At 69.1% G+C, this 25,973-nt stretch carries 23 protein-coding genes; 5 read left to right on the top strand and 18 right to left on the bottom strand.

Annotated features, from left to right (window positions below):
- Positions 1 to 201 precede the first annotated feature (201 nt).
- A complete protein-coding gene (locus ACFY1L_RS27535; protein ID WP_388829726.1) occupies positions 202 to 780 on the bottom strand; it encodes a snapalysin family zinc-dependent metalloprotease in 579 nt (192 codons plus the stop codon).
- A gap of 408 nt (positions 781 to 1,188) precedes the next feature.
- Between ACFY1L_RS27535 and ACFY1L_RS27530 the strand changes: the two genes are divergently transcribed.
- Entirely contained in the window at positions 1,189 to 1,728 is a 540-nt protein-coding gene (locus tag ACFY1L_RS27530) for a GNAT family N-acetyltransferase (RefSeq protein WP_388829723.1), read from the top strand.
- Between the two features lie 148 nt (positions 1,729 to 1,876).
- Here ACFY1L_RS27530 and ACFY1L_RS27525 read toward each other — a convergent pair whose 3' ends face one another.
- Positions 1,877 to 2,017: a hypothetical protein gene (locus ACFY1L_RS27525; RefSeq protein ID WP_388829720.1), complete on the bottom strand. Its 141-nt coding sequence runs from the start codon at positions 2,015 to 2,017 to the stop codon at positions 1,877 to 1,879.
- An 85-nt stretch (positions 2,018 to 2,102) separates the two neighbouring features.
- On the opposite strand from ACFY1L_RS27525, the gene ACFY1L_RS27520 reads away from it, so the two are divergent.
- A complete protein-coding gene (locus ACFY1L_RS27520; RefSeq protein ID WP_388829717.1) occupies positions 2,103 to 2,588 on the top strand; it encodes a hypothetical protein in 486 nt (161 codons plus the stop codon).
- Positions 2,589 to 2,773: 185 nt separating this feature from the next.
- Here the strand turns inward: ACFY1L_RS27520 and ACFY1L_RS27515 are convergent, their stop codons facing one another.
- The 13 genes from ACFY1L_RS27515 to ACFY1L_RS27455 all read right to left on the bottom strand — a co-directional run bounded on the left by ACFY1L_RS27515 (position 2,774) and on the right by ACFY1L_RS27455 (position 20,122).
- Positions 2,774 to 5,536, bottom strand: a complete 2,763-nt coding sequence (locus ACFY1L_RS27515; protein ID WP_388829714.1) for an ATP-binding protein — start codon at positions 5,534 to 5,536, stop codon at positions 2,774 to 2,776.
- 369 nt (positions 5,537 to 5,905) lie between these two features.
- Positions 5,906 to 7,309, bottom strand: a complete 1,404-nt coding sequence (locus ACFY1L_RS27510; protein ID WP_388829711.1) for a DUF6177 family protein — start codon at positions 7,307 to 7,309, stop codon at positions 5,906 to 5,908.
- Positions 7,306 to 11,292 (bottom strand): type VII secretion protein EccCa, encoded by a 3,987-nt coding sequence (gene eccCa / locus ACFY1L_RS27505; protein WP_388829708.1) that lies wholly within the window; start codon positions 11,290 to 11,292, stop codon positions 7,306 to 7,308. The genes ACFY1L_RS27510 and eccCa overlap by 4 nt, the downstream gene beginning before the upstream one ends.
- Positions 11,289 to 12,401 (bottom strand): hypothetical protein, encoded by a 1,113-nt coding sequence (locus ACFY1L_RS27500; protein ID WP_388829705.1) that lies wholly within the window; start codon positions 12,399 to 12,401, stop codon positions 11,289 to 11,291. Before ACFY1L_RS27500 ends, eccCa begins: the two co-directional genes overlap by 4 nt.
- 33 nt (positions 12,402 to 12,434) lie before the next feature.
- Positions 12,435 to 13,799 carry a type VII secretion integral membrane protein EccD gene (gene eccD / locus ACFY1L_RS27495; RefSeq protein ID WP_388829889.1) on the bottom strand — a complete coding sequence of 455 codons (1,365 nt, stop codon included), beginning with the start codon at positions 13,797 to 13,799 and terminating at the stop codon, positions 12,435 to 12,437.
- A gap of 31 nt (positions 13,800 to 13,830) precedes the next feature.
- Entirely contained in the window at positions 13,831 to 14,127 is a 297-nt protein-coding gene (locus ACFY1L_RS27490; RefSeq protein ID WP_388829702.1) for a hypothetical protein, read from the bottom strand.
- 33 nt (positions 14,128 to 14,160) lie between these two features.
- The gene (locus ACFY1L_RS27485; protein WP_388829699.1) at positions 14,161 to 15,021 is read right to left on the bottom strand and encodes an immunity 49 family protein; all 861 of its coding nucleotides are present in this window, start codon (positions 15,019 to 15,021) and stop codon (positions 14,161 to 14,163) included.
- The gene (locus ACFY1L_RS27480) at positions 15,018 to 17,603 is read right to left on the bottom strand and encodes a hypothetical protein (protein ID WP_388829696.1); all 2,586 of its coding nucleotides are present in this window, start codon (positions 17,601 to 17,603) and stop codon (positions 15,018 to 15,020) included. Before ACFY1L_RS27480 ends, ACFY1L_RS27485 begins: the two co-directional genes overlap by 4 nt.
- Entirely contained in the window at positions 17,600 to 17,998 is a 399-nt protein-coding gene (locus ACFY1L_RS27475) for a DUF6507 family protein (RefSeq protein WP_388829693.1), read from the bottom strand. Before ACFY1L_RS27475 ends, ACFY1L_RS27480 begins: the two co-directional genes overlap by 4 nt.
- 56 nt (positions 17,999 to 18,054) lie before the next feature.
- The gene (locus ACFY1L_RS27470) at positions 18,055 to 18,366 is read right to left on the bottom strand and encodes a pore-forming ESAT-6 family protein (protein WP_361277403.1); all 312 of its coding nucleotides are present in this window, start codon (positions 18,364 to 18,366) and stop codon (positions 18,055 to 18,057) included.
- A gap of 73 nt (positions 18,367 to 18,439) precedes the next feature.
- A complete protein-coding gene (locus tag ACFY1L_RS27465) occupies positions 18,440 to 18,772 on the bottom strand; it encodes a hypothetical protein (protein ID WP_388829691.1) in 333 nt (110 codons plus the stop codon).
- Between the two features lie 228 nt (positions 18,773 to 19,000).
- A complete protein-coding gene (locus ACFY1L_RS27460; RefSeq protein ID WP_388829688.1) occupies positions 19,001 to 19,417 on the bottom strand; it encodes a hypothetical protein in 417 nt (138 codons plus the stop codon).
- Positions 19,418 to 19,501: 84 nt separating this feature from the next.
- A complete protein-coding gene (locus tag ACFY1L_RS27455; RefSeq protein ID WP_388829685.1) occupies positions 19,502 to 20,122 on the bottom strand; it encodes a hypothetical protein in 621 nt (206 codons plus the stop codon).
- 130 nt (positions 20,123 to 20,252) lie between these two features.
- Here ACFY1L_RS27455 and ACFY1L_RS27450 point away from each other — a divergent pair, with 130 nt between their 5' ends.
- The 3 genes from ACFY1L_RS27450 (at position 20,253) to ACFY1L_RS27440 (ending at position 21,595) form a co-directional block, all read left to right on the top strand.
- Entirely contained in the window at positions 20,253 to 20,408 is a 156-nt protein-coding gene (locus tag ACFY1L_RS27450; protein ID WP_388829682.1) for a hypothetical protein, read from the top strand.
- Positions 20,409 to 20,493: 85 nt separating this feature from the next.
- Positions 20,494 to 20,733 carry a hypothetical protein gene (locus ACFY1L_RS27445; RefSeq protein ID WP_388829679.1) on the top strand — a complete coding sequence of 80 codons (240 nt, stop codon included), beginning with the start codon at positions 20,494 to 20,496 and terminating at the stop codon, positions 20,731 to 20,733.
- A 274-nt stretch (positions 20,734 to 21,007) separates the two neighbouring features.
- Positions 21,008 to 21,595 (top strand): immunity 21 family protein, encoded by a 588-nt coding sequence (locus ACFY1L_RS27440; RefSeq protein WP_388829676.1) that lies wholly within the window; start codon positions 21,008 to 21,010, stop codon positions 21,593 to 21,595.
- A gap of 497 nt (positions 21,596 to 22,092) precedes the next feature.
- Here the strand turns inward: ACFY1L_RS27440 and ACFY1L_RS27435 are convergent, their stop codons facing one another.
- The 3 genes from ACFY1L_RS27435 to ACFY1L_RS27425 are packed head-to-tail and all read right to left on the bottom strand — an operon-like array spanning position 22,093 to position 25,959.
- Positions 22,093 to 22,215 carry a hypothetical protein gene (locus tag ACFY1L_RS27435; protein WP_388829673.1) on the bottom strand — a complete coding sequence of 41 codons (123 nt, stop codon included), beginning with the start codon at positions 22,213 to 22,215 and terminating at the stop codon, positions 22,093 to 22,095.
- Positions 22,216 to 22,231: 16 nt separating this feature from the next.
- Positions 22,232 to 24,409: a transketolase C-terminal domain-containing protein gene (locus ACFY1L_RS27430; protein ID WP_388829670.1), complete on the bottom strand. Its 2,178-nt coding sequence runs from the start codon at positions 24,407 to 24,409 to the stop codon at positions 22,232 to 22,234.
- The gene (locus ACFY1L_RS27425; protein ID WP_388829667.1) at positions 24,406 to 25,959 is read right to left on the bottom strand and encodes an aldehyde dehydrogenase family protein; all 1,554 of its coding nucleotides are present in this window, start codon (positions 25,957 to 25,959) and stop codon (positions 24,406 to 24,408) included. The genes ACFY1L_RS27430 and ACFY1L_RS27425 overlap by 4 nt, the downstream gene beginning before the upstream one ends.
- Positions 25,960 to 25,973: the final 14 nt, after the last annotated feature.

The raw sequence follows: 25,973 nt of genomic DNA, 5'->3' as shown, positions 1-25,973 counted from the left end.
CCGGAAAGGTGACGGCCGCTGAAGCGGTGGCGGCGCTCGCCGGCCCTTGGCGAGTGCTTCCGCCGCCTTGCCTCAAGCCTTCGGGACGAACGCAGGCACGCGAGGATTTTGGTCCAGCTGTTGCAGCCGCCGTCAAGGTGTCGCCTGCCGCTGCCGCCGACCGCAGCCGCTGGTCCCTGCGGCAGGCGTGCTGCTCGCCGGTCAGCGTGCGCTGGCAAGAACCCGGCCGGACCAGACGTCGATCACCACCTGGCGGTGATGCGAGCGCACCGCCGCCCTGTCGGCGGCGTAGTTCTTGTCGACCTGCGCCGCCTCGGCCGCATCCGGCTTGGCGTTTGTGCAGGACGTGCCGGGGCCGTGGCCGGACATGATCTCCGAGCACGGGCCGCTGTAGTCGTCCGGCAGCCCGAGGATGTGCCCGGTTTCGTGCGCCGCGATCCGGGTCGCATCGAAGCCCTCGTCCACCGCCTGCTGGCCCAACTGCACGTCACCGTTGCCGCCGGGGAAGATCGGCCCCTTCGTGGTCTGCGGCCAGCCACTGGTCGCCTGGTAGACGTAGTCGGCCGAGCCGGGGGTGCTCGCCGGCTCCAGGCGCACGTTGTGCAACGCGTCGTTCCAGTTCTGTACGGCCTGCTTGATCGGGCCCGCCCACTGACCGGCATCGCTGGCGTCGTAGGTCAGGGTGACCACAGCCGGGGGCGCGTGCGGCGCGGAGTGCGCCGATGCGACGCCGGCCGTAGTGCTCAGCATGACCGGGACAAGTGCCGCCAGCGCGGCCATTTGCTTGATCATGAGGCTGGTGTACCTCCGTGAGTCTCAGCTGCTGCCCGCAGTAAACGAGTTCGTCGTGAACACAACAACCCTTCTGCTGGCGACCGAATCTCAGATTCCGTCAAGTTGGCTCAAAGTGCATACGAGCTGACAGCCGATCGGACGAGGGGGCCATGGCCCTGCCCGGAACGAGCTACTGACTGCGTGTCGGATGCGTCGTCGTCGTGGTGCCAGCTGGTCCGAGCTTGGGGCAGCGATCGGGTTGTGGCTGAAGGAGAAGCGACCATGCCTGGTGACTGCTGGGTGGATCGGGATCGGGTCTGCACGGCCCCGGTGGTGACTGTGGGACCCGGGCCGTTGGCTTGATCGGTCCGCCAGCCTTGATCGTTTGCTGAGCCTGCTGATTAGTTGGTCGGCATGACTGAACTCGGCCCCGTCTCCTGGCCGCCTGCCCCGATCAAGACCGAGCGGCTCGTGCTCCGAGAGGCCGAGGCCCGGGACCGTGCGGCGTTCATCGAGTTGCACGCCTCGCCGGGGGTGCACACCTACCTCGGCGGCCCCCGGCCGCGTGACGAGCTTGAGCGCGAGATGCCTGAGGTCCCCGGGCGGCGGCCCGGGAGTTTCGTCGTCGAGCTCGACGGGGCGATGATCGGCCAGATCCTGCTCAGGAGGGAACCGGAGCACCATCGTCCAGCTGCGGCCGGGAAGGTCGATCTCGGCTACCTGTTCCTGCCGCAGGCGTGGGGATTCGGGTATGCCGCCGAGGCGTGCGCGGCAGCACTCGATTGGTTCGACGGCGTCCTTCCCGGCGAGCCGGTGGTGCTCACCACCCAGACCGCCAACGTCGGCTCGATGCGCCTCGCGGCAAAGCTGGGGTTCACCGAGGTAGAGCGGTTCCAAGCGTGGGACGCCGAGCAGTGGCTCGGCTTGCGGTCCCCGGTCACGCCGTCCGCTTGAGCTCCTGCTCGACGACCGCAGAGCCCCAACGTGACAGGCACTGCTAGACGGAACCCAACGCGGTCGAACTCGTGAACGAAGCCGCGTTGTGGGCCCGCCGACCGGCAGGTTTCGGCGGAACCGGCGATCGGTGACGGTCAGTTGAAGCTCACTGGAGGCGTCTGAGCGGGGAGACGTCGGTGACGCGGTCGGTGATCATGGGGCGGGCGGCTTCCTGGGTGGCGAGCAGGGCGACGTTCGTGACGGGCTGGTCGAAGTGGGGACAGTTTCGGACGGCCGTCCGTGCCAAGGGGGATGGTTCCGGGGGGTGCCCTTATGTCCTTGGTCAAGGGAAACGGGGTGCGTTGGGTTTGGGAGCCGGACAGCATGTCGGTATGGCTGATCTGCTGTGGGATGACGTGAGCTCTTTCTTCGATCCGGACTCGATGGGGTCGCTGCCGGACGTGCGTGTCCCAGATGCCTCGGTGGAGGACTGGCAGGCGGTTCTCGATCTTGTCGCGGAGAAGGGTTGGAAGTGCCAGTACTCCGAGGGAGAGACGGTGCTTCCGGTGCCGCGGGCGGAGGGCGTGCTGTCCCGCCCGGCGGATGCCGAGTGTCCGGAGCTGCGGGTCTGGCCGTCTGCCGATGTGTTGGCGATCTTCCGTTTCCATGCCGACGATGAGGTCGACTTCGACGTCGACCTGCGGGAGTTGCAGGGCCAGGAGCGACTTGATGTGCTCTGCGGTTTCCTTCGGGAGATCGGGCGGCGGTTGGGCAAGCCGGTGCTGATGGACCCGGAGGGCGACTACGGCCATCCGGTGCTCGGCTTCGACGCCGAGGCTGATCGAGTCGTTCTCCTCGCAGACCCGCAGGTCAGGTAACTGAGGCCGACGGCTGCGGTCCGTAGAAGGTTCCGTCGCGGAGCATCGCGAAAAGGACGTCGGCCCTGCGTCTGGCGAGGCGGAGCAGGGCTTGGGTGTGGTGTGAGTCCCTTACGCTGCGTCGTACGCCTCCAGAGACGAGGGGCAGTCGCCCCGTTCGTCGGCCGCATCAGTGACGTCGCTGCTCAGCACGGTCCGTCGGCAAACACGAGTGCCTCGCCCGCCCCGATGCGCCGGTAGATGGCCAGGGCCTCGCGCAGGTGTGCCTCGGCCTGGCTCTGTCCGCGTGGGCGCAGGTCGCAGCGGCCGATGCCTTCGAGCGCGCGTGCCTCCTCCAGCGGGCTCGGGACCGCGCGGGCGAGTCGCAGGGCTCGTGCGTGCTGGCGGCTTGCCCCGGACGGGTCACCGAAGTTCCGCAGTACGACCCCCCACTTGTTCCGTGTGACGGCTTCGCCGTGGCGGCTGCCGAGTTCCATGTGAATGGCCAGGGCCTCGCGCAGCAGGCCGATCGCCTCTTCGCGCTTGCCCATCAGCCCTTGACCGGCGCCGAGATGGACGAGCGTGCCGGCCTCGCCGAAGCGGTCGCCGAGGCCGCGGTAGACGGCCAGTGCCTGCCTGAGCAGGTGCACCGACGCGGTGAGGTTGTCGGTGAGCCGGTGCACCACCCCCAGCTCCTTGAGGGCCGCCGCCTCGCCGAACCGGTCACCCACCTCTTGGCACAGGTCACGGGCCGGTTCCAGTACGGCGGTGGCCCGCTCGTGCAGGCCGCGCAGCCGCAGGACTCCTCCGATCTGGGCGAGCGCTCCGGCCTCGCCGAACCTGTTGCCGAATGCGCGGTGCACGGCGAGGGCTTGCTCAAGCGTCCCTAGGGCCCGGGAGTAGTCGTCGGTGAGGCGTTGCACGCGCGCGAGTTGGCCCAACGCCCGTGCCTCGCCCAGTGGATCACCGAGATGCCGATACGTCGTACAGGCCTGCCCCAGCAGCTCGAGCGCGCGGCCGTAGCGGTCGGTGAGGGCGTGTACTCCGCCCAGATCCGTGAGGGCGCCCGCCTGGCCGTGCGGATCGTCGAGGCGCTCGTAGAGGATGAGCGCTCGACTCAACACCTCGTCGGCCTGGGCGTAGTTGTCGGTCAGGTACAGCATGACGCCGAGGTTCCGCAGGGCGTGGGCCTCCTCCGGCCTTGCCCCCATGAGCTGGGCCGCGGCCACCGCCGCCCGGTGCAGGGCCAGGGCCTGCTCCCAGGGGCCCGCCTGGTGGAGGAAGGCGTGCATGGCGAAGGCCAGGCGGATGACGCGGGGGTGCTGGGCCTGGGCGGAGGCCCGGGCCGCACAGGCGAGCAGATTGGCGTGTTCGCTGCGCATCCACTCCAGTGCGGCCCTTCTGCCGGGCAGGCGGGGCATGGGAGTTGGTGGCGGAGGTGCCGCCGGATCCGGCGGCCAGGACTGCGGGGACAGGTGACGGTCGGCCGCTTCGGCGGTTGTCTCGTAGTAGTCCAGCAGGCGTTCGATGGCCTGCCTGGTCTCCGTGGGCGGGTCCTGGGCCGCGTGATTGCGTGCGTGGTCCTTCAGCAGGTCGTGCATGCGGTAGCGGCCGCGGACCGGCTCGTCCAGGAGGTGGTCCGTGTACAGGGCTTCCAGGTGCTCACGGGCCTCGGCTAAGGAAATGTCTCCCAGGGCCGCCGCCGCGTGCACGTCCATGTCATTGCCGATGTGCAGCCCCAGCCGGAGGAACAGGCGCTGCCGGCCGGGCGGAAGATTGCGGTACGACAGGTCGAACGCCGCCCCGATCCGTACGTCCTCCGCCTGGAACTCGGCGAGCCGGTGCTGCGCCGAGGCCAGGCTGCTGACCAGGTCCGTGATGTCCCAGGCCGGATGGTGCCGGAGCTTTCCGGCGAGCAGGCCGATGGCCAGCGGCAGACAGCCGCACAGTCGAGCCAGTTCACCGACGGCGCCCTCTTCCTCCGGCCGCAGCGGACGCGACATGAGCCGGACGAACAACTGGCACGCCTCTTCGTGCGGCAGCGTCTCGAGCGACAGGCACTCCGTCTCCGCGAGTGCAGTTAGGCGACGTCGACTGGTGACCAGGACCAGGCACCGGCCGTCTCCCGGCAGCAGGGGCCGTACCTGGCCGTGCCCGGTGGCGTCGTCGAGGATGATCAACATGCGCTTGCTGCGCAGCAGATGACGCCACAGCTCCGACCGGCCGTCCTGGTCCGGAGGCAATTGCTGGGTGGGCACGCCGAGACGGCTCAACTGGTCACCCAGGACGGCGAAGGGCCGGGCGGGGAGCCGGCCGGGCGTGTGCCCGTGCAGCGACACCAGTAGCTGCCCGTCGGGGAAACGGTGCGCGAGGTCATGGGCGAGGCGTACCGCGAGGCTGGTCTTGCCGACACCAGCCATGCCGTCGATCGTGTGGACGGCGGAGGATCCCTGCTCGATGGTCCGGCCGATCGACTCCGCGAGGCCGTGCAGTTCCTCCTCGCGGCCGGTGAAGAACGGGTTGCGGCGGGGCAGGGTGTTCGTGATCGTCACCGCGGTGGGGCCCAGGTAGTGACGCGAGGCCCAGTGGGAGACCGCGGGCGGCTTGAGGAGCAGCTCGGTCAGCTCGTTCACGTACCGCTGTTCCTCTGCGCTGAGGACCGGACGCAGCTCGTGCTCGACCAACTGCCGGAACTCGTCGACCAGTTCCGACCGGCCCCGCAGTAACCGCCCCAGTTCGCGCTGCCACTGGACGGCCAGGGTGACTTGAGCCTCGTCGTCGTTCTCCAGCCGCGCCCTCAGGACGGCCCGGCGTACCAGCTCCAACTGGTTGCCGACGCTGTCCGGTTCCTGCGGATGCCGTTGCCCCCACCAGCGCTCCACCGCTGCCTTGGCACGTTCCCAGCCCTCCGTGGTGAGCGTCGACACGAGCGTCACCGCCGCCGTGCTCGCCAAGCCCGCCGGATCCATGCCCCCACCCCCTGCGCGCCTGCCAACGCATGGCTACGGTACGTGCACGCCGCGGGCCGTGGATAGCCTCGCACCGCCATGACGCAAGGCGGGCCGAGGACTTGATCTCGCGCCCGTCAGACGCTTCTGGCCTGGGGTGACGTGTCGGTCGACTGGCCGGTGCGTACCGGGAAGAGCTCTCTTCGCGGTGATGCGCCTGCTGCCCGCGTCGTACCTGCGAGTCACCTCCGTGGGTAGTGTCCATGGGTTTCTCCCGGTCTGGAGCAGCACTGGGCGCTACGTAGGTTTGCGGACGCCGGGCGGTCGGTGTCGGGTTCAAGTGCCGTGCTCTGCACGGGTGTTCGGGGGTTGTTCCTGCGCGTCGGGCGGTTATGCCTGCCTCAGATGCTGGGCGAGGCGCTGGAACGCTGCCCAGGCGTGAGGGTCGGTTCCGTCGCCCAGGCGGTAGTGAAGGGCGGGTTCCGCTGTCGGCCCGAGCCGCACTGGCAGGGGACCCTGGGGTGGGTTTTCGGCAAGTGCAGGGCCGATGTGTCGCGCCTCGGTGTTGCCGAGTGTGAAGGCGACGGGTATCGGGGGGTGTTCGAGGTGCGCCGACACGGTGAGGTCACGGCGTGCGGCCCGGAGTGCGGTGAGCAGGGTGACGAGCCCGTGTTCGGCGGCGAGTTCGGCGGCGAGATCCTCCAAGGCGTGCAGAGGGAGTGTCTCGTCGTCGCCGTATCCGAGGGCCAGGGTGATGTCTTCCTCGACGCCTCCCGGCGTGCGCAGCACGCGGACGGTCGCGAGGGCGGGACGTTCGGGGTTTCCGACGGCGGTCAGCCAGGTGGGGCGGGGCGCGCGTGCGCGGGCCAGCTCAGTCAACTCGCGTGTGTTCCATGGCAGGTTGATCGGTTCGGCGGTGCTCCATCCGGCGGGTGGAGCACCGGTCAGGTGGCGGAAGGCAGCTTCCAGGGCGCCGCCGAGTACGAGGTCCTCGGATGCGGGGTGCCGGGTGCGCAGGGTGAGCAGCAGTTGGCGGTCATTGCTGTCGGTGGTGTTGAGAGTGAAGGCGTCGGCGACTTGGGCGGCGCCGTTCTCGTCGCGTACGGGGGTGAAGGTGCCGTTCTTCCAGTGGAGTACGGCGCCGGACAGGCCGTCGTAGTAGCCGTGCTCGGGGTGTTGGACGACCCAGCGGTTGGGCAGGCCGCGCAGGGCCGTGCGGGTTGGCAGGGTGAGGCGGGCGGTGGGTGGGGTGACGATCTGCAGGGCGCGGTCGGCGGCGACCGCGTCGCTCAGGGCGTCGGAGAGCCAGCTGGTCATGGCGACCAGGGGGCGGTCCTGGATGACCACGGCCGTCGAGTTGGTGAGGACGTCCACGGCGGGGGTGGAGGTGGCCGGGACCGAGATCGCCGAGACGTCGGTTGTGAGGGGTATGACGTCTGTGGTGGCGGCCTCGGGCGGCCAGACCGTGCCACCCAGCACGGTGGCCAGCCGCCCGGCGAAGGATCCCGCGAGCCGGGCCGCCTCGGCGATGGCGGTGGAGGCGCGGGCCTCGGTCCACCACACCGGTTCGTCGTCGACCGCGTGGTCCAGTAGGCGTGTGGTCTCTCCGGGCACCTGGATGAGGATGGGCGCCTCGACGGAGACGAGCGGGCGGCCGTCGGGGGCGCAGAGCTGTACGACGGCACCGTCGGCCCGGGTGCCCACAGCGAGGTCGGGGCCACCTGAGTAGAGGCCCGCCAGCAGGGTGCGCAGCTCGGGCATCTTGGGGGTGAGGGCGATGACGTCCTTGGTCACAGGGCTTCTTCGGCGCTTTCGTCGGCTTCGGTGGTGAGGGCGGTCTGGATCAGGAGGTGGGGTCGGCCGCGGCGGACCAGCGTCCCGCGGCCGGGCGGCTGCTGGGAGGCGTACAGGCCGGGGAAGAGCTGGCCCTCGGTGCGGTCACCGGTCATGACCAGAGCGGTGGTGCCGGTCTCCCGCAGGGTGGTCAGCAGGGGTTCGTACAGGGCGCGGGAGGCGCCGGCGGTGCGGCGGGCCAGGACGAAGTGCAGGCCGATGTCCTGGGCGGAGGAGAGGTAGGGCAGGAAGGGGGACAGCGGCTGCTGGCCGGCAGTGGTGAGGATGTCGTAGTCGTCGATGAGGATGACGATCCGTGGGCCGGTGAAGGCGGGCTCGTCGCCGATGGTGTCCGGGTCGGCCGTTTCCGGCAGGCGCTTTTCCAGTTCGGCGGCGATTCCGGTGGACAGGGCGGCGGCGAGTTTGGCGTTGTGGGCGTAGCCGCCGCGGTAGGGCTCGGGGATCACGCCGCGCAGACCGCGGCGGGGGTCGTAGACGCCGAAGACGAGTTCCTTGTCCGTGTAGCGGTCGACCAGGCTGGTGGCGATGAGTTTGAGCAGGTTCGTCTTGCCGCATTCGTTGTCACCGAGGATCAGCAGGTGCTGGTCGGTGTCGAAGAGGTCGAGGAGGACCGGGGTGAGGGTGTCCTGGTCGACGCCGAGGGGAACCTTCGTCGGTTCGGCGGCCGGGGTGGGGAGTCTGGCGGCGGGCAGCAGTGTCGGCAGCACCCGCACCGGCGGGGCGAGTTCGCCGTGCCAGGAGGCCCGGATGGTGCGGGCGGTCCGCTTCAGGGTGGGGACCAGGTCGCCCGCGCTGGGACGGTTGTCGATACGGGGGAGCGCCACCTGGGCGAAGAGTTTGGCGTCGGTCAGCACCCGGCCCGGAGTGTCCGGCGCGAGTGTCTCGGACAGCTTGCGGTCGATGGACGAGTCCGCCGGGTCGTTGAGCCGGAGTTCGACACGGGTACCGAACATGGACTGGGTGGCGATGCGGACATCGTTCCAGCGCAGCATGCCGGCGACGACGTGGATGCCGTAGCCGCTGCCGCGTTTGAGGAGGTCGGCGACCGGGTCGTCGAGGTCGGCGAACTCGTCGCGCAGGGCGCCGAATCCGTCGATGAGCAGGACGACGTCGGTGGCGCCCAGCTCGGCGAGTCGGCCCTGGGCGCGCAGGTGGCGCAGCTGGTCGACGGAGTCGATGCCGTGCTCGCGGAACAGCTCCTCGCGCTGGGTGAGCATGGCGCGCACCTCGGCCACCGTGCGGGCGGCGCGCTCGTGGTCGGCGCGGCCTGCAATGCCGCCGACGTGCGGCAGCCCGGCCAGCGCGGCGAGGCCGCCGCCGGCCAGGTCGAGACCGTAGACGGCGACCTCGTCCGGGGTGTGGGTGAGGGCCAGAGAGAGGGCGAGGGTACGCAGGAGCGTCGTCTTGCCGGACTGCGGTCCGCCGATGACGACCGCGTGCCCGCCGGCCACGGTCAGGTCCAGCAGCCAGGGCTGCTGGCGCTGGCGGGCGGGGTCGTCGAGGATGCCGAGCGGGATGCGCATCGGGCCGTCGCCGTGGGCGAGGCGGAGGCCGTCGGTGGCGGCCTGGAGGGGGCCCGCGGCGATGTCCAGCGTGGTGGCCTCAGGCAGTGGCGGCAGCCAGATGCGCCGTACCGGCGGGGCGGCGGTGGCGAGTTGGCCAACCATGGCGGACAGGACGGTGGGCCCGGTCTCGCGCTTGGTGGCGGCGGGCTCCTTCGTCGACTGCTCGGCTTCCTGCGGAGTGTTGTACGTCGGATAGGGCAGGACGAGCAGCTCGTCGTCCTGCTCCTTGCGCAGGGTCGGGCCGTGGTAGGCGCCGGAGACGTACCCGGCCTTGAAGCGCTCGTAGGTGGAGGTGTCGACCTTCAGATAGCCGAAGCCCGGCAGCGGCGGCAGGTGGAAGGCGTCGGTGGTGTCCAGGACCGTGCGGGACTCGTCGGCGGAGAAGGTGCGCAGGCCCAGCCGGTACGACAGATAGGTGTCCAGGCCCTTGAGCTTGCTGCCCTCGATGCGCTGGCTGGAAAGCAGCAGGTGGACGCCGATGGAGCGGCCGATGCGGCCGATGGACAGGAACAGGTCGATGAAGTCCGGCTTGGCGGTGATGAGTTCGCCGAACTCGTCGATGACCACGAACAGGTGGGGGAGGGGCTCCAGGTCGGGGCGGGTCGTGGCGCGCAGGGCGGCGTAGTGCCCGATGTCGGCGACATTCCCGGCGTCCTTGAGGACCTGCTGGCGGCGCTTGACCTCCCCGGCCAGGCTGGTGTGGACGCGTTCGACGAGCCCGGCCTGGTTCTCCAGGTTGGTGATCACCCCGGCGACGTGCGGGAGTTCGGCGAAGGGAGCGAAGGTGGCGCCGCCCTTGTAGTCGACGAGGACCAGGGCGAGGTCCTCCGGAGAGTGGGTGGCGGTCAGGGCCAGGACGAGGGTGCGCAGCAGTTCGCTCTTGCCGGAGCCGGTGGCGCCCACGCACAGTCCGTGCGGGCCCATGCCGAGTTGCGAGGACTCCTTCAGGTCGAGCAGGACCGGTTCGTGACGGTCCGTCAGCCCGATGGGGACGCGCAGGAAGTCCCGTTCGGTGCGGGGCGCCCACAGCCGGGCCAGGTCGAGGCCGGCCGGGTCGTCGATGCCGAGCAGGCCCGGGAAGTCGACCGGGCCTGCGACCGGGGTGCCCTCGGCGGCCGATTCCGCGGACAGGCGTAGTGGGGCCAGCATGCGGGCGATGCCCTCGGCGCCCGCGGCGGTCACGTTGTCGCAGGAGCCACGGGCGACAGAGCCGTCGCGCAAGTCCTCTACGGTGATGCGGTCGCCGTCGACGGTGATGCGCACGCTCACCTGATCCGGCTCGTGCACCTGCTCCTCCAGCAGGTGCAGCACGGTCACCCCCATCTCCGTCAGGTCGATCGCCGAGTCGGGGCGCGGGAGTTCCGTCGCGGTGTTGCCGTAGACGTCGCTGACCACCAGCAGGCGGTCGGCCAGTTGCAGGGCGTCCCGGCCGGACAGGCCGCGGCGCACTTCGGCCGCGTATGCGGCGCGCCGCCGCAGGTCAGGTGCGCAGTGCTGGGCCAGCTGTGCCAGGTCCGGTGCGATCCGGCGGGCCGCGACCGGGCCGTCGTACGTCTGCGGGTCGAGTATGTGAGGCAGCCACTTGGCCCACTGCCAGTCGGCTTCGTCGCCGATACCGAGGGCGAGAGCGGCGTCGTCCGGCGCATGGGCGACGGCCGCCTGGACCAGTAGGGCGCGGGCGACGCGCAGAACGCCCTCGCGGGCGCCGACGATGCTGACGTTCCCGGCCCGGTCCAGGGGGACGGTGAGCGGGAAGTCCGAGGCCGTGCTGAACCGGCTCTGCAGAGCGCGGATCTCGTTGAGCATGAACGGATCGGGCGGTGTCAGCACCCCACCAGTGCTGTTCTGCGCGATCACCAGTTCCTGGACCGGTACATCGCCGGTGCCCGCCCGCACCCGCAGGAAGTCGGCGCTCTGGCGGCGGCGTTCCCACAGCCGCGCCGGATCGCGTACGACGTCGTAGAGCGCCTGGGGCGGCGGATTCAGCAGGTGGGAGCGCTGCCGACGTTCCCGTTCGGCTTCTCCCAACTCCTCGCGCAGTTCCTCCAGATACTCGAGATACCGCTCGCGCTGGGTGCGCCTGGTGCGCTGGGCCTTGCCGCGCTGAGAGAGGAACAGCACCACAGCACCGGCCAGCGCAACGACCAGCACGATCGCGCCGAGCGCGGCGAACTGGCTGTTGCGGATGATCGTCATCATCACGACCGAGCTGATCACTCCGGCCATCGGCAGCAACGCGGTGGCGGCATTGCCGACCCTGCCCTCGGGAAGGTTCGGCGGGGCCTCGACGGTGCGCGGCTCGGCGGGGTCGAGAGGCGGGGTGCTGCGGGCCGGGCGGTGCACGAGCTGTTGGGTCATCGCACCCTCACCGCCCGGTGCATCACCTCGGCGGCCAGGCGGACGGCCGCAGCCCGGGTGTCCTGGCCCAGCATGGCGGTGTGGATGGGGCCTCCTTGGGCGAGATGACGGTCGTAGGGAAGCAGGACGACGGGCACGCCGGGTTCGCGAAGATGCGCGGTGGCAGCCTTCGCATCCAGCGTGGCGTCGGGGGAGGCGGCACTGAGCGCGACCACGGTGGTGGCCAGCGCGCCATGCGGCAACTGGGCGAGCCAGTCGAGGACTTGGCGGGTACCGTCGACGCCCTCGGCGGTCATTGGCGCGACCACGACCCGGGCGTGGGCGGTGTCCATGGCCGTACGGGCCACATCGCCCGGCAGGGTCTCGCAGTCCACTACCGTCACCGCGAAGTATCGCCGCAGCGCCAGCGTCACGGTGCGGTACGTCCGTACGTCCAGGGGAGCGCCGACCCGTCCCTGGCTCGCCGGCAGCAGCCAGCCGCCATCGGTCACGGGCACCAAGTAGCCGGTGACGTCCGTCAGTTGCATGGCGGGAGTGAGGATCCGGGCGAGATCGGCGCACGACCAGCGCACCGACTCGGCGCCCATCCGCACCGGCAGCGTGCCCAGCGCGGCGTCCGCCTCCAGGGTGAGCACCGGATCGTGCCGGTAGTGGTTGAACGTACGGCCGAGCAGCGCGGCGATGGTGGACTTGCCCACTCCGCCGCGGATCGACGTCACCGCGATCACCCGGCCGGTCGTGACCGGCTGCTGCACCTCCTGCGCGAGGCGGGTCTGTTCGGCGACGTCCTGCCCGGCGGACGCGGTGAGTTGGCGCAGGGAGCGACCGGTGCGGCGCACCACCGAGTCGCCATGCTGCGGCCGGCCCAGCGCGATGGCCAGCCGCGGGTCGACGGTCGGCACGGACTCCGGGGTCGGGGCCGGGCGGCGAGGATCGTGGGTCTGGCGGGGGACAGGCGGAGCAGTCGGTGCCGGCACGTCCGCCGGCGCGGGCGAGGGCGTCTGAGGCGGCGTCGGCACGGGGGTGTCCGGGGGCGTCGAGGGGGTGTCGTGGGGGCTGTCGGCCAGTTCCCGTAGCACGTCGCGCTGCCAGTCCCCTCCCTGCGTCATGTCGATCCTCAGCCCCTCAGATCCGCACGCTCGTCAGGCGAAGGTGCCGAGCAGCCGCCCGTACACGCCGAACACGCCGATGACCAGCGGCAGCAGGGCGATCACGGCCGTCGACTCCAGGACGTCGCCCAGACGACGCAGCCGCACGCGCACGTGCTCGGCGGGCTCGACGGTCAGCGCCGCGAGAGCAATGAGCGCGAACAGCGCGAGTACGGCAACGGGCCCGGCCGCGGCGGCATGAGCGAGCCACACCGTGACGAGCCGTACGGCGACGACGGCCGCGGCGGCCAGCAACACGACGACCTCGAGGGTCAGCGGAAAGGCCCGCGCCCGCAGCGCCAGCACCAGCGCGACGGCGATGCCCGACAGCACCGTCCACACCGACACTGCATGCAGCAACAGCACCCCGGCCGCCGTGGCGGAAGCGGCGAGGACGACGGTCGCCATGGCCAGCCCGCGGTGCGTGGCCGCCAGCGCGGTCGCCACCTCGTAGCGGCTCACCGACACCCCGCCCGTCCGCTGGTCGTCCAGTCCGTTCAGACCCGAGGCCATCAACGCCAGCCGAGGCAACAGTCCCAGCGTGACGAGGGAGATGACGGCGAGCAGCGCACCCGCCCGGGCCTGCCCGGCAGCACTTGCCGCCCCGCCCTGCGAGGCGACAGCCGCCTCCCACAGCACGAGCGTGCCGCCGACGGTACCGGCGCCGATCAGAGCACCGCGTCCCAAGGGCGTGAGCCAGCCGGCGAGCAACAGCGCGACCGCGCCGACCACCGCAACACCCGCCAGCCGCGCCCCGCCGGACCAGCCATGAGCGTCGGCCGCCGTCCAGGTGCCGAGTACGCCAAGTGCGCCCGCGGTGACGACGAGCGTGGCGGTCGGCCCTTGTCTGCGGGCCCGGCCGGTGAGCACGCCGGCGAGCGCACACGCGCCGGCCGCGACAAGAAGACCCCCGCCGACCGCAGTGGGAGAGAAGTGCCCGCGCGCGAACACACCAGCGGCCGCCGCCCACAACACGGTGGCGATCCCGGCGACCTTGCGCCGCATCGCGGGCCGCCACCGCCAGGCCCGCAGACCGAGATCGTCGGCGACCTCGTCCGTGACGTCGTGCACGACGGGAGCGGAGGGGGCATCCTCGATCCGCACCAGCCGCAGCACCGCTCCGTCGGGCACACCGGCCGACTCCAGCGTGCCGTCGTGGGCCAGTGCCGACCCGTCCGCCGTCACCAAGTGCCGCAACTCCGGACGTGGCCCCACGCGATCGTCGAGCAACCGCATGATCTCCGGCAACAGCAGCCCGACCGGCTCCCGGGAAGGGAGCACGAGGTCGACCCGACGCCGTTCACCGACCAGAGTGATACGGCTGAGCGCTGTACGACTGCTCGTCGCGGAACGACTCAGGGACCCCGTGGCTATCACGCGTTCGAACCTATCACCGGGTAGAAGGGGCAGTTGAGGGCGAGGAGGACGGCTGCCGGGAGGGCTGCGGCGAGGGCTGTACGGGCGTCGCGTACGGACTCTTCCCGATCACCCGATGCGACACGAACGACCACCCCACACAACCGGCGCACAACACGGCCGCGATGACGAGACCGGCGAACACCTTCCCGACCCGCTCGTCCAGCGACCGCCGCTGCCGCTGTGCGCCGAACAGCAGGGCGTCGCGAAGGCGACGGCGGCGGACGGACACCGACTCGAGGAGCTGGTTGTCGTAGTCCTGGGCTGTCACGGTCTTCGGTCGCCTATCTCTACGGAACGTTCGTCAGGTGGGGAACTCGCCGAGCCAGTCGTGCTGGAGGAGGTGCTTGGGGAGGTAGTCGGACTCGACCTCGATCGGGATTCGACCGTCGTAGGCCAGACAGGCGATGGCGAGGGGGCCAAGGGCGATGGTGCCGTCGAGTTTGGCCCGCCGGTCCTCGTTCAAGGTCCAATACATCTTGTGCAGCTTAAGGGCCTCCACCAAGGCCGGGCTGAAGCCTTCCTCGTCCTTGCGGACGAAGTGATAGAAGAGGTTGATCGGCGGGTAGAGCTGGCCGTCCAACAGGTCGCGCGGCGCGATCCGCGCCACAGCTGGATCCGACGCCTGGAACGTTGCGGTGAGCTTCTCCACGAGGCCCGGGCGACGCAGCCAGTAGGTCTGCAGCGTGTCTACCCAGTGGTAGATGTACTCGTCGTACTGGCCCTCCGGCGACCGCAGCCGCTCCAGTGGGATCTCACAGAGTTGGGTCATTCGTTGCTGCTCCCGGCAGATGACCGCCAGCCAGAAGGCATTCAGCCAAGTCCCCGCGTCGGCAGTCGACATGGGACCAACGGCCGGAAGAGCCCGCACTTTCCCGTCAATACGACACTCAACGGTTCCCTCGCCTGCCCCGGTCACGGCGAAAAGAGCAGAGCCCAGCTGCATCGCGTTGACTGCGGCCTCCCACGTCTCGATCGCCCCCGCCTCCGGGTCGATGAGGCAGCGAGAGCGCAGGTTCATGAGAGAGGTGCCGAACGCGAAGTCGATCATGTCTGAAGACTCTTCGAGACCGGCGATCTCCTCAGCCAGATGCTCACCGAGCTGCTCCGCGTAGCCCTCGGCGTCGGGCCTCGGTACATCGTGTCGGGCAATGGTCACGGTCAAGGAAGCGTCCCCCTGCTGATGTCGAACCGCCGATATCTATAGCCAGTGTACGTCCCGACATTCTTCTCGCCCTTGACGACGACATACTCCAGCTTGCCCCGCGCAAGCGCCTTCTGGATGTCCCTCACCAGACCGAACTCGCCACGGTCGGTCATGAGCTGGATGATGTCGTGGAAGTACTCCCTGCTTCCCTGGGACACTTGTCGGCCGTTCGGAAGGGTACGCTTGCCGAGCCTCGTACCAGGACTGCTCTTGGCTTCGACGACGACTATTCGACCGTCCTTGTGTTTCCATACCTGATCGAACTGGTCATTTCCGTTTTCCGGGCCGAGGAGTGTCTGTTTCTTGAAATCCGGGTAGTTCTCGGCGACGTAGTGGTACTCGGCCGCCTTCTCACCGAACTCCTCTGTTGCGTCCCCCATGGCGGTGTGGGACTCCTTGTACGTCCCCTTGGCCTCTCCCCACTGAGCAGCCGAGTCAGCCGTTTCATGGACGTGGTGTGCGGTGCCGGCCTCCTCCTTCCACTTCTCGGCTATGTGGTCCCACTGGACGGCGAAGTGGCGATTCTGCGCAGCCTCATTCAGGATCTGCCGTCTCGCCGGGCTTGTGACGGTGTCCTCTCCCACGCGGATGTAATCAGCGTCCAGGAAATGCGGCTCGGGTGGCTCAGGAGCGTCCTTGGCGCGAATCCAGGGTGCGTCATGCGACGGGCGAGTGAGGTGAGGAGGTGTGAATCCGCTCTCGTCGTGGAGCTTCAGGCGCAGGCGTGTTCCGTTCTTCCTGTAATACCGCTCCAGATAACCGGGCTCGTGATTAGCGCGGTAGACTTGGATCTCCTGAATCTGCTCCCGTGTGAGCGACCCTCGGGGTCCGTAGGGATTCGGTCCCTCATGCATGAAACTGGGGCGCCGGCCCTCCGTATGAGGGTCATTGGCGTTACCGTCCGGCCGTGAGCCCTCGGTAGTTCCCTCCCCGAGCGCATCGTCGCTAGACCGTCCGACATCGTCCGGGCCGATGCCACCGTGGTCACCCGAGCCGGGACGGACGTGGCCGTTGCCGCCCGGTTCGGCGCCCGTTCTGAGAGTGCTGGGACCTGATGTGTGTGAGGCCCCAGGCCCGGTGGACGCTTCGTTTGTATTGCGAATTCTGTCCCCGCTGCTGTGTCCTGGAGGAGCCGCGTGTGGCGACAGGTTGTCTCCAGCGCGGGCTGTAGCGAGGGGGGTGTGCGACGCCGCGTCGGCCATGGCCGGCTCCCGCGTTGGAGCCGCCTCGGACGCAACTTCCTGCGGGACGCCCCGTTCCTGCTTCGGAGTGTCGGAGATGACGTCGCCGTGTCTGTCGTAGGCGATGAACTCGCCGTCCTTGATGAGGACTCTGGAGCCGTCCTCAAGTTCGATCACGCTGTGCACGCCATGCGCGTCCGCCACCCCCGCTTTCGTCGCGGGCAGAAGGCGGGAGGTGAGGTCGGAGAGCTTCGGCAGCGCGCTCACGGTCTTGCCGGTCGCCTTGAGGCCCACCGAGAGCGGGTCCATGAATTCGCCGACCTTCGCGGCGACGCTTGCCCCCTTGGCGACCGCGCCGACCTCGCTCGTCTTGGACACGACTGCCAGCGGGCCGGCGCCCAGGGTGAGGAAGTTGAAGGCGGTCGTCCCGGCTGCGCGGGTCGGGTTCTCCTGCCACTGGTCCCAGGCGACAAGGGATTTGCCGAACTCCTTCGCCGCCTTCTTCGCCCTGATCTCGTCGGCGCTCTCCTTGTCCGGGCCGAAGGCCCAGTCCATGGCTGCGTCGTACGGGGTGGCGGTGTACAGGCCGATGCCGGTGACGACGTCCTTCAGCCCACCCCAGGCGTCACCCGCCGCATCCCCGCCGTTCCCGCCGACCAACGTCCACAGTCCGCTGACACCGGCTTCGATGCCGTCGTGGTAAATCCCGTCCCAGACAAAGCTCTTGGCGCCGTGCCCGAACCAGCCCAGGCTCCACGCCTCGTAGCTCTGCTCGTCCACGCTGCCCCAGGGCAACTCCTTGGCGCCTTCGAGCAGATCGCGGTCGTAGCCGTACCTCACCGTGTTGCGGTCGTAGAACCCGCTGCCGTGGTCGGCCACGAACGTCGGCCCGCCCACGATCGTCGAGATCTTGCTGGCCGCCCTGCGCTCCGCGTCCTGGAAAGCGAGTTGCGTGGCCGTGACGTCGTCGACGAGTTCCTTGTTCCGGTGGACCTTGTCCTCGTCCTCGGTCCAGTCGTCGTCACCGTCGACGCTCCCGACGAACGCGAGCGCATCCGTCTTGAGCTGCTCCAGCCGCTTGGCCAGCGGGCGCGCCTCGATGGAGAAGGTGTCCAGAGCGTCGGCCACCGTCTCGAGTTTGGTGGCGAACGTGTCGGCGTTGTCCATCACCGGCTGTGTGGTGGCGAACAGGTCGTCGGCCTCGGGTGCCGTGTAGTAGGCCCCCAGCATCTGGAAGCGGGAGTGGACGTCCATACCGCCGTTGCGGATCCCGATGGCGTCGCTGCGCAGCCCGGAGACGTCCTTGTCCAACTGGTCGAAGTCGCCCGTGAACTGCGGTATGCCGGACGGGTTGATCACTTCTTCGAGTCCCCCTGGCCCTTGCCGCCGCCCTGGCCCGGCAACTCGACCTTCGGCGCGGCGAGGGCCTTGTGCTGTGTCTTCGTGGCCATCTCCAGATCCCCGACGACGTAGTACGCGGTGGCCTCCCGCGCGCCGTTGACGGACTTCGCCGCCCGCGCGCTGAGCAACAGCACGTCGCCCAGCGTCTTCTCCACGAACAGCGACACCGCCGCTCCGACCGGACCGGTCGGGGGCATCCCGCAGTACGGCCCGCTGATGGTGCCGGCCGAGCCGGCCGCGCTCTCGATGTTCTTGCCGTATGCCTTGACGTCCTTGGCCAAGTCGTCCATCGCGTCCTCGACCAGCGAGGTCACGAACTCGACGCCGGACGGCGAGATGTCCCACCGCGTCACGTCAAACCCCCGTTTACACCCGTGTACTTGCCCGGCAGTTGCAGCTACGGCGCCGGTCAGCCGATGTTGTCCACGGCCGCCCGCGCTTTGGCCAGCGTCGACTGCGCGGTCCCGTCGTTCTGCTCCAGCGTCGTGCGCACCAGCCGGATGATCTCGCGGACCTCGCTTGCGGCGCGGTGCCAGCGGACCTCCTTGCCGTGGTACTCGTCGGCGACGCCGTCGGCGGTGAAGTCGGCCATCGCGGCCTTCACGGCGCGGTCCCGGTCGGTCAGCACGCGCTCCAGCTGGCCGATCACGCCGGCCAGGCTGATCTGCACCTCGCTGGAGGCACCGGTGTCGTACGAACGGCGGTCTTGGTTCTGACCCATGGTCAGGTTCCCCCTTGCATACTCGAAAGCTCGAACTCGCTGACGGCGAAGACGATTTGGACGACGAAAGCCGTCAGCGCGCGCCGAAGCGGGCGGCGTCGAAGTTGGCGGCGCCCATGTTCTGGTGGGCGTTGTCCCCCAACTCCACATCACCGGAACCGAACGCGGTGTCCATGCCGGACTGGCCGCCCAGGATCGCGCCGAGCGAGCCGTTCAGATCGTTTGTGATCTCGTCGGCGTGGACTTTGAACCGGTCGAACGCGGCCTTGCCCGCCCCGTTGAACTTGCCCTCCAGCGGCTCCGCCGCCTGGATCAGCCACTTGATCAGCGTGCCCAGGTCATCGCTGGAGCCGACCGTGTTCTTGCCGAGCTCGGACAGGGTCGTCGAACCCATGTCGAACTTCATCCACCCACCCCCGTAAGTGTGTTGTGTGCTGTGGTTGCTCGATCACCGCTGCGGCATCGTGCGCCACGTCGGCCTCACAACTCGTCGAACATTCTCTCGTGTCACGCGTTGCAGACGCAACGGGGAATGGGGCGAAGTGGCGTGATCTAGATCATGAGGGGCCGTGAAGGATTGCTACCAGCAGTTGAGCTGCGGCCGCCAGACCTGCACACGCGTGGACCCGACAGTTCAGTCTGGTGAAAGGGGCGGAGGGCTTGGCTGTTGCCAGTCGTGGAGGACCTGAGGATGAGACGGGATCTCTTCGCCCAGCCGAGTGCACAACTGGTGGTGGCGCTCGATCGCGTCGGCCACCATCTGCCGCCACCACAGCAGCCGCTCCCAGCCGGTATGACTCAACGCCAACTCGGCGTGCAGCACGTACAGTTCGCAGGCGGTGTGGCACTGCGTCTCCGGTACGGCGGCGGGACTGTTCTCGAAGCGCGTGAGGGGACGGCCCTCACACACCCGGCACTCGCACGGCCAGGGGCCGATCAGTGCCTCCCAGTGCTGGAGCGTCGTCACGCGGCGGTACTCCAGGAGACCGCGGACGAGCACGACCGGGTACGGCGAACCCCCGCCGCCCCCGCTGTCGGCCCGTGGAACCATGCCGTGCCGGAGTGCAGCCGTGACTCCCACCGCAGCACCGATCGCGCCGTGCGCCATCGCGTCGAACGCCGCGAGGTCGGTGCGCTACAGCAACAGCTGCGGGCAGGACCGGCACAGCTGCCGCAGCCCCTCGATCACCCCTCTCGCTTTCAGAGGGTCGCTCCCGTGCTGCATGATCAACGCAACGGGATGCCGACTGGCTCGTACCTGCCGGATCAGCTGCTGCAAGGAGTCGCCTGTCAGCCACCGCCAGCTGCATGGCAGCAGTACCACCGTGTCCGTTCGCCGGAGTTGGTTCGCCTGGCTGATGACCGCCTGGAGAACGCGCGCGTCCCCCGTGGCGTCGTGCGGTATGAAGGCTGTCGGCGTCACCGCGAACGCGGCCTTGTTGGCGAGCTGGCCGTTGAGGATCTCCTCCAGTCCTGCGAGGTCCAGGGTGCGCCAGCCGTCCTTTGCGTGATAGCCGAAGGGTCGGGTCGCGGTGGCGACGGCGTGCTCGTGTCCGGCCAGGTCGACTGCCACGACGATGTCCGGATACCTGTTGCGCAGGTGCCTGCATCGGGTCGGGGCATCCGCTCCGGTGAGGACCAGGCCGCCGGTCCGCTTGTCGACATACGGCAGTAGATCGATCGCCTTCTTGTCGTTGGCCATGATCAGCAGTCGGTCGTTCAGCAGGTGTAGTAAGCCGTCGCTGTCTTCCCCCATGCGGTCCCCCTCACGGTCCATGAGCCGCCCCGCTGGTTAGGAGTGTGAGAGTCGTACAAAAGTGAACGCAAGACGGCTGGAATTGGACATAGTTCGTTCTCGGACAGCTCATTGGGCGGCTGCGCGGGAGGTGTGCGGCGCCCGCGACACCGAGGCCTTCGCGGGCGAGGGTGAGATCGTTCAGCTGGCGACGAAGTACAAATCGCGCAGTCCGGTGAACGCCAGCACCATGCCCGTCCGGCACGAAGCGATCAACGGCATGGTGGCCACTGCCGAGCACCGTTGAGTAGGTTCCGGCCAAGCGCCGTGATCACATCTGCCACGAGAAGATCGCCCCACCGCGTTGCGAACTGCCCAATACGGAGGCGCATATGGAGACGGACTTGGTGAGTCGTCTGGAAGAGACGGCGGATCGTTTCGTGATCCCCCTGCGCATGAACGAGGGGTTCGATGAGCAGGCGCTCCTTCAGCTACAGGAGGAGATCGATCGCTGCGGGACGGCGTGGAGGGAAGAAACCCACGTACCGAAGCGAGCGGCGTTGATCCTCGCCGAACTCCACCCAGCGATCGAGGCTTGCGCTTGGCTGTACGAAGGGAACATGCGTCAGTGAATCCAGGAGGCAGGAGTGATGGTGTCTGAGGCAGTGATCGCTGCGCTGGACTGAGTGCTTCCCACACCGTCGGCGACGTACCTTCCTGTAGGCCTCAGCGCGAAGAGACGCAAGTCGGCAGAACAACAGGCAACTGGGCACGAGCCCGGCCTTGCGGGACAGCCTTTGAAGGCTGTCCCGTAACTGCTGGTTGCCGCAGGCGCTGAGCGGTTCCCTGCGCTGGGCGCCAGTGAGCGCCGTGGGCGTTGTCAGTGGGGGAGGGCACACTGACCGAATGAGTGCCTCTTCGTCCACCGCAGTCGGTGCGTCCCACACCTTTCCTGTCTGGGTGGAGTCGATGGGCGGGCCTTTGACCGTTATCCCCGTCTCCGCGCTGGCTGCGTGGCGCGGGTGCACGGAGACCGGGGTCATGGCGGGGGACGCCACCGCTCCGGACGACTACGACCGGGCCTGTGCGGTGGATGATCTGGCCGGTGTGATCGCGGTGGGGGAAGGCGGTGCGCAGGCACTAGTGCTTGCGGACGAGCCAGCCACCAGCTGCTATCTGCCCGAGCACCGCGCCTTCCTGCGGTGGCTTGCCGCCGACTCCGAGGCGGGGCTGAAGGCCGCAGCAGAGGCTGTCCTCGCGGACCCCGCCACCGAGTGGGAAGAGTCCGGCACATGGGTATCGGACGGTCCGGCCGTGCTCATGGACTCCGCCGAAGCAGGCTCCGCACTGGGCATCGAGTATCCCGGCGGCGGGATGCCCGACCAGGCACCGGTCCCGCTGCCCGCCGGCCGCTGGAGGGTTCGAGCCAGCCGCACCAAGGCAGATGAGGAAAACTGGGTCGGCCTGGTCCAGCTCCTGCCCACCGAGTCTTGAACGGGCAGCTGCCTCGATGCGTACCCGGTCCATGCCCATCGCGTACCAGGTCCGCTCCAGATGGTCGAGCGCCCGCAGCGCGTACGCGCACGCCTCGTCCAGCCGACCGGCCGCAGCCTCGACCGCGGCAAGGTCGCCGAGGACGACCGTCGTCTGCTTCTCTTCACTCGGATCGAGGGCACTGAGAACGCCGAGCAGGATCCGCGGCTTTGCGCGGCGATCGTGGACCGGCTAAGCAGAACGGCACAGCAAGTTAGGCCATGATCACCTGGCCTTGAGAAATGCCTATGCCTGGAACTTGGGTCCGTTCTCACCGAGTAGCGCATCGTTCTCGGCGAACTCGATCCGCTACGCGAGCTGCCTGGACCTTACGCTCAGCTCTGCCTTCCCCGCACTGCTCGTCACGCTTCCTCCAGGACATCGCCCCAAACCGGCGCAGGGCCAGCCTGCCGACGCAACCGGGTAGATCAACGGCCCCAGCCCTGGACGGTCCCGCTTCAAGCCAATACACCGGGGCGCACGACCTGGTGCAGGTCGAGGAAGAACACCGGCACACGGGTCGCGTCGATCAGGCGCCCGCACACCTCATCCGCCAGCGCCTCGAGATCAACGGCGCCCACTGGGGCCTGCCCAGCGTCACTCGTGAGCCTCCGGGCCCCCTGAGAGCAGCTCCCCGGCGGCGCGCTCCACGTCCGCCTCCGACACGAGTACCAACTCCGCCGCCTTCCCCAGCGGAACAAAGCTGTCCGCGCTCGCAACCCGTCGTACCGCCCCGCTGAACCCGGCATCGACCAGAGCCGTGACGACTCCCTCCGACACGCCGCCCGTACGGCGGGTCTCGTCCACCACGAGGACGCGTCCCGTCGCGCGGGCTTCCCGCAGCAGGTCCTCGACCGGCAGCGGCGCCAGCCAGCGCAGGTCGACGATCCGGCAGGCGATGCCCTGTTGCTCCAGCCGGCGTGCGGCTCGAAGGGAGATGGGCAGGCCGTTGCCGAAGGTGACCAAGGTCAGGTCCGCACCGGTGCCGTACGTGCGTGCCCGGCCGATCGGGACGTGCTGTGCCGGTGGCGGATACGCCGCGAGCCAGCCGTTGTCGTCCTCCGTATGGAGATCACGCGTGTGGTATAGCGCGATCGGTTCGAGAAAGGCGCTGACCGTTCCGTCCACCTTCGCGGCCGCCACACAGGTGCGCAGCATCGCGGCGGCGTCGTCGGGGCGGGACGGGGAGGCGATGACCAGACCGGGAATGTCGCGCAGGGCGCCCACCGCGTTGTCGTTGTGGAAGTGGCCGCCGAAACCGCGCTGGTAGCCGTAGCCGGCGATGCGGACCACAACGGGATTGCGGTACTGGCCCTGCGAGAAGAACTGCAACGTGGCGGCCTCGCCGCGCAGTTGGTCCTCGGCGTTGTGCAGGTACGCGAGGTATTGGATCTCCGGCACGGGGAGCAGCCCGGACAGGCCCGCCCCCAACGCGAGGCCGAGGATGGCTTGTTCGTCGAGGAGGGTGTCGAAGACCCGAGCGGTACCGAAGCGACGCTGGAGGCCCCGGGTCAGTCCGTAGACGCCGCCCTTGCGGCCGACGTCCTCGCCGAAGACGACCATTTCCGGGTGGCTGCCGAGCAGGTCGGCGAGTGTGTGGGTGATGGCCTGGGCGACGGTGACTGGCTCGCCCACGGGGGCTGTGGGTGGTTCGCTCGTACGGCGTGCCTCGGCCGCCACCAGCTCCGGGCGGCGGGGTGCGATGGGGGCGGCGATCTGGGTGGCGGTGGTCAGTGGCTCGCTCTCCAAAGCCTCCTTGGCTACGGCGAGCACCTGGCCGCCCACCTCGTCGTACCGGTCGAGAACCTGCTGCGGGGTGAGGGCGCCGGTCGCGGTGAGCAGCCGGGCGGTGGCCAGCAGCGGGTCGCGGTCCAGATCCGCGGCGATTTCGGACGGCATTCGGTAGGCGGCTTCTGCGTCCGAGCCCGCATGGCCCAGGAAGCGCACCATCGACAGGTGCAGGAAGGCGGGTTGACGGTTCTTGCGTACGTGGGTCACTGCCTCGTACGCGGTGTCGAAGGCGGCCTGCGGATCGCAGCCGTCCGCGGCGAAGTAGGTGAGAGAAGGCCGGTTGCCGTAGGCCTGCCGTACCCAGTCCTGCGGTGTCGGCACGCTGATGCCCAGGCCGTTGTCCTCGCAGACGAACAGAATCGGCATCGGGAGGCCCTGGTAGGCCGCGTTACAGGCGCTGTTGATGGCTCCTGCCGCTGTGGAGTGGTTGACCGAGGCGTCGCCGAAGGAACAGCAGACGACGGCATCGGCGGGCCAGGCGCACTCGGTGCCGAGCCGCTTGGCGCGGGCGATGCTCCACGCCACCCCGACCGCCCGCGGCAGGTGGGAGGCGATGGTCGACGTCTGCGGGATGACGGCCAGTTCGTGGCGCCCGTACACCTTGTGCCGTCCACCGGCGATCGGTTCGTCGGCCCCGGCGGCCACCCCCAGCAGCATGTCCCTGACCGCATCGACGCCGCCGGCCTGCCGGGCGCGGGCGCAGTAGAAGGCGCCGGAGCGGTAGTGCAGCAACGCCGGGTCGGTGGGGCGCAACGCGAGGGCGAGCGCGGCGTTGCCTTCGTGTCCGCTCGATCCGATGGTGTAGTAGCCGCGGCCCTGCTGCTGCATCCAGCGCGCAGCGAAGTCGGTGTGTCTGCTCTCCAGTTGGGCGTCGAACAGGTCCAGTGCGGTACGGGTGTCCAGTCGGCCGACAGCGTGGGCAGCAGACCGTAGACCGGTCACCGCCTCGCGGAAGTGCCGGTCCAGGTCCTCGACGACGCTCACAGGCGGAAGGAGAGGTCGGGCTCGAGCGTGGCCACGTCCATCTGCGCTTTCTGCAGACGGCCGGAGTGGTCCCAGTTCATCGACTGCCAGCGGGTGAACTGGTCGAGCACCCACTGCCCCGACTGTCGACTGCCGTTGCCCGACTTGCCGTTGCCGCCGAACGGCAGGTGCGCCTCGGCTCCGGAGGTGGTGTTGTTGACGCTGACCATGCCCGCGGAGATGCCGCGCCGGTACGTCCACACCTCGTGCGGATCGCTGGTATAAATCGCGGCCGATAGCCCGTAACCATGGGCGTTGGCCAGTTCCACGGCCTCGTCGAAGGTCCGGTAAGTCGTCACTCCGACGATCGGACCGAAGGTCTCGTTGAGGAACAGGTCGTCGTCGCGGCGCACTCCGTCGACGATCACCGGGTGGTAGAACATGCCCGCCTCAGGGTCGCCTACGAAGCCCTTGCGCGGGTTGGCGGCCGTGATCCGCCCCGTGCCGTCGGAGCCGTACGTGCGGTGGTGGTCCTTGATCCACCCGAGGAAGGTCTCGTAGCGCCGCGCGAACCGCTCATCGAGCATCGGGCCGTACAGGACGTCCTCGAACGCGTCGCCGATCCGGGCCGCGCGGCTCGCGGCGTCGAAGCGGGCGAGGAAGTCCTCGTGCACCGACTCGTGCACGATCAACGTCCCGAGGGAGGTGCAGCGCTGCCCCGCGGTGCCGAATCCGGAGAACAACGCCCCCTCGACCGCCAGGTCGAGGTGTGCGCTCGGAGTGACCACCTGGGGGTTCTTGCCGCCCAGCTCCAGGCAGGGGGTCTGGAGGTGGCTTCCGCACAGGGCGCCGATCTTCTGGCCGACGGTCGTGGAGCCCGTGAAGCCGACCTTGTCGATCAGGCCGGCGTCGAGGGAGGTCTCCAGGCCGGCGTACGTCTGCTCTCCGTCGGCGAGTACGAGGTTGAGTACGCCGTCGGGCAGGCCGCCTCCGTGCACGAACAGCTCGTAGAGAGCCTTGGCGCTCGCGGCGGCGTACTCGGCGGGCTTCCACACCACGGTGTTGCCGGTCACGAGCGCCGGCACGAGGTACCAGGCCGGTACGGCCACCGGGAAGTTGCCGGCGGTGATCACCGCGACCGCGCCCATCGGGTTGCGGAAGGTGAACAGCTGCTTGTCCGGCATCTCCGAGGGCACTGTCTGCCCGTACAGCCTGCGCCCCTCGCCCAGGAAGAAGTCGCAGGTGTCGATGATCTCCTGGACTTCACCGAGCGCCTCGGCGAGCGGCTTGCCGATCTCTTCGGTGACGATGCGGGCGAGGCGGTCCTTGTTCGCTTCGACGAGCCGGCCGATCTTTCCGATCGCGGACCCGCGCACCGGCGCCGGGACGTCCGCCCAGGACCGCTGAGCCGCCTTCGCGGCCTTGGCGGCCTCGACGAAGGTCGAGGCGTTCCCGAGCGAGACCTCGGTGACCAGCTCGGCGGTACGGCCGGGATTGGGGCGCTGAAGAGTCCCGCCGGGAGCGCCGGCGACCGGATGGCCGGCAACGATCGAGGCGACGGAACGGGCCATGTCTTTGCCCTACC

This window comes from Streptomyces sp. NPDC001663 (assembly GCF_042893105.1).
Taxonomy (GTDB): Bacteria; Actinomycetota; Actinomycetes; order Streptomycetales; family Streptomycetaceae; genus Streptomyces.
The sequence above is the reverse complement of the archived record's forward strand: the minus strand, read 5'-3'. Positions and strand labels throughout refer to the sequence as shown.

What these genes read in the sequence shown, in the direction of transcription:
- ACFY1L_RS27535 (WP_388829726.1), bottom strand. Translation starts at nt 780, where the DNA reads ATGGCCGCGCTGGCGGCACTTGTCCCGGTCATGCTGAGCACTACGGCC.
- ACFY1L_RS27530 (WP_388829723.1), top strand. Translation starts at nt 1,189, where the DNA reads ATGACTGAACTCGGCCCCGTCTCCTGGCCGCCTGCCCCGATCAAGACC.
- ACFY1L_RS27520 (WP_388829717.1), top strand. Translation starts at nt 2,103, where the DNA reads ATGGCTGATCTGCTGTGGGATGACGTGAGCTCTTTCTTCGATCCGGAC.
- ACFY1L_RS27515 (WP_388829714.1), bottom strand. Translation starts at nt 5,536, where the DNA reads ATGGATCCGGCGGGCTTGGCGAGCACGGCGGCGGTGACGCTCGTGTCG.
- eccCa (WP_388829708.1), bottom strand. Translation starts at nt 11,292, where the DNA reads ATGACCCAACAGCTCGTGCACCGCCCGGCCCGCAGCACCCCGCCTCTC.
- ACFY1L_RS27500 (WP_388829705.1), bottom strand. Translation starts at nt 12,401, where the DNA reads ATGACGCAGGGAGGGGACTGGCAGCGCGACGTGCTACGGGAACTGGCC.
- ACFY1L_RS27470 (WP_361277403.1), bottom strand. Translation starts at nt 18,366, where the DNA reads ATGGGTCAGAACCAAGACCGCCGTTCGTACGACACCGGTGCCTCCAGC.
- ACFY1L_RS27465 (WP_388829691.1), bottom strand. Translation starts at nt 18,772, where the DNA reads ATGAAGTTCGACATGGGTTCGACGACCCTGTCCGAGCTCGGCAAGAAC.
- ACFY1L_RS27460 (WP_388829688.1), bottom strand. Translation starts at nt 19,417, where the DNA reads ATGGTTCCACGGGCCGACAGCGGGGGCGGCGGGGGTTCGCCGTACCCG.
- ACFY1L_RS27455 (WP_388829685.1), bottom strand. Translation starts at nt 20,122, where the DNA reads ATGGGGGAAGACAGCGACGGCTTACTACACCTGCTGAACGACCGACTG.
- ACFY1L_RS27445 (WP_388829679.1), top strand. Translation starts at nt 20,494, where the DNA reads ATGGAGACGGACTTGGTGAGTCGTCTGGAAGAGACGGCGGATCGTTTC.
- ACFY1L_RS27440 (WP_388829676.1), top strand. Translation starts at nt 21,008, where the DNA reads ATGAGTGCCTCTTCGTCCACCGCAGTCGGTGCGTCCCACACCTTTCCT.
- ACFY1L_RS27425 (WP_388829667.1), bottom strand. Translation starts at nt 25,959, where the DNA reads ATGGCCCGTTCCGTCGCCTCGATCGTTGCCGGCCATCCGGTCGCCGGC.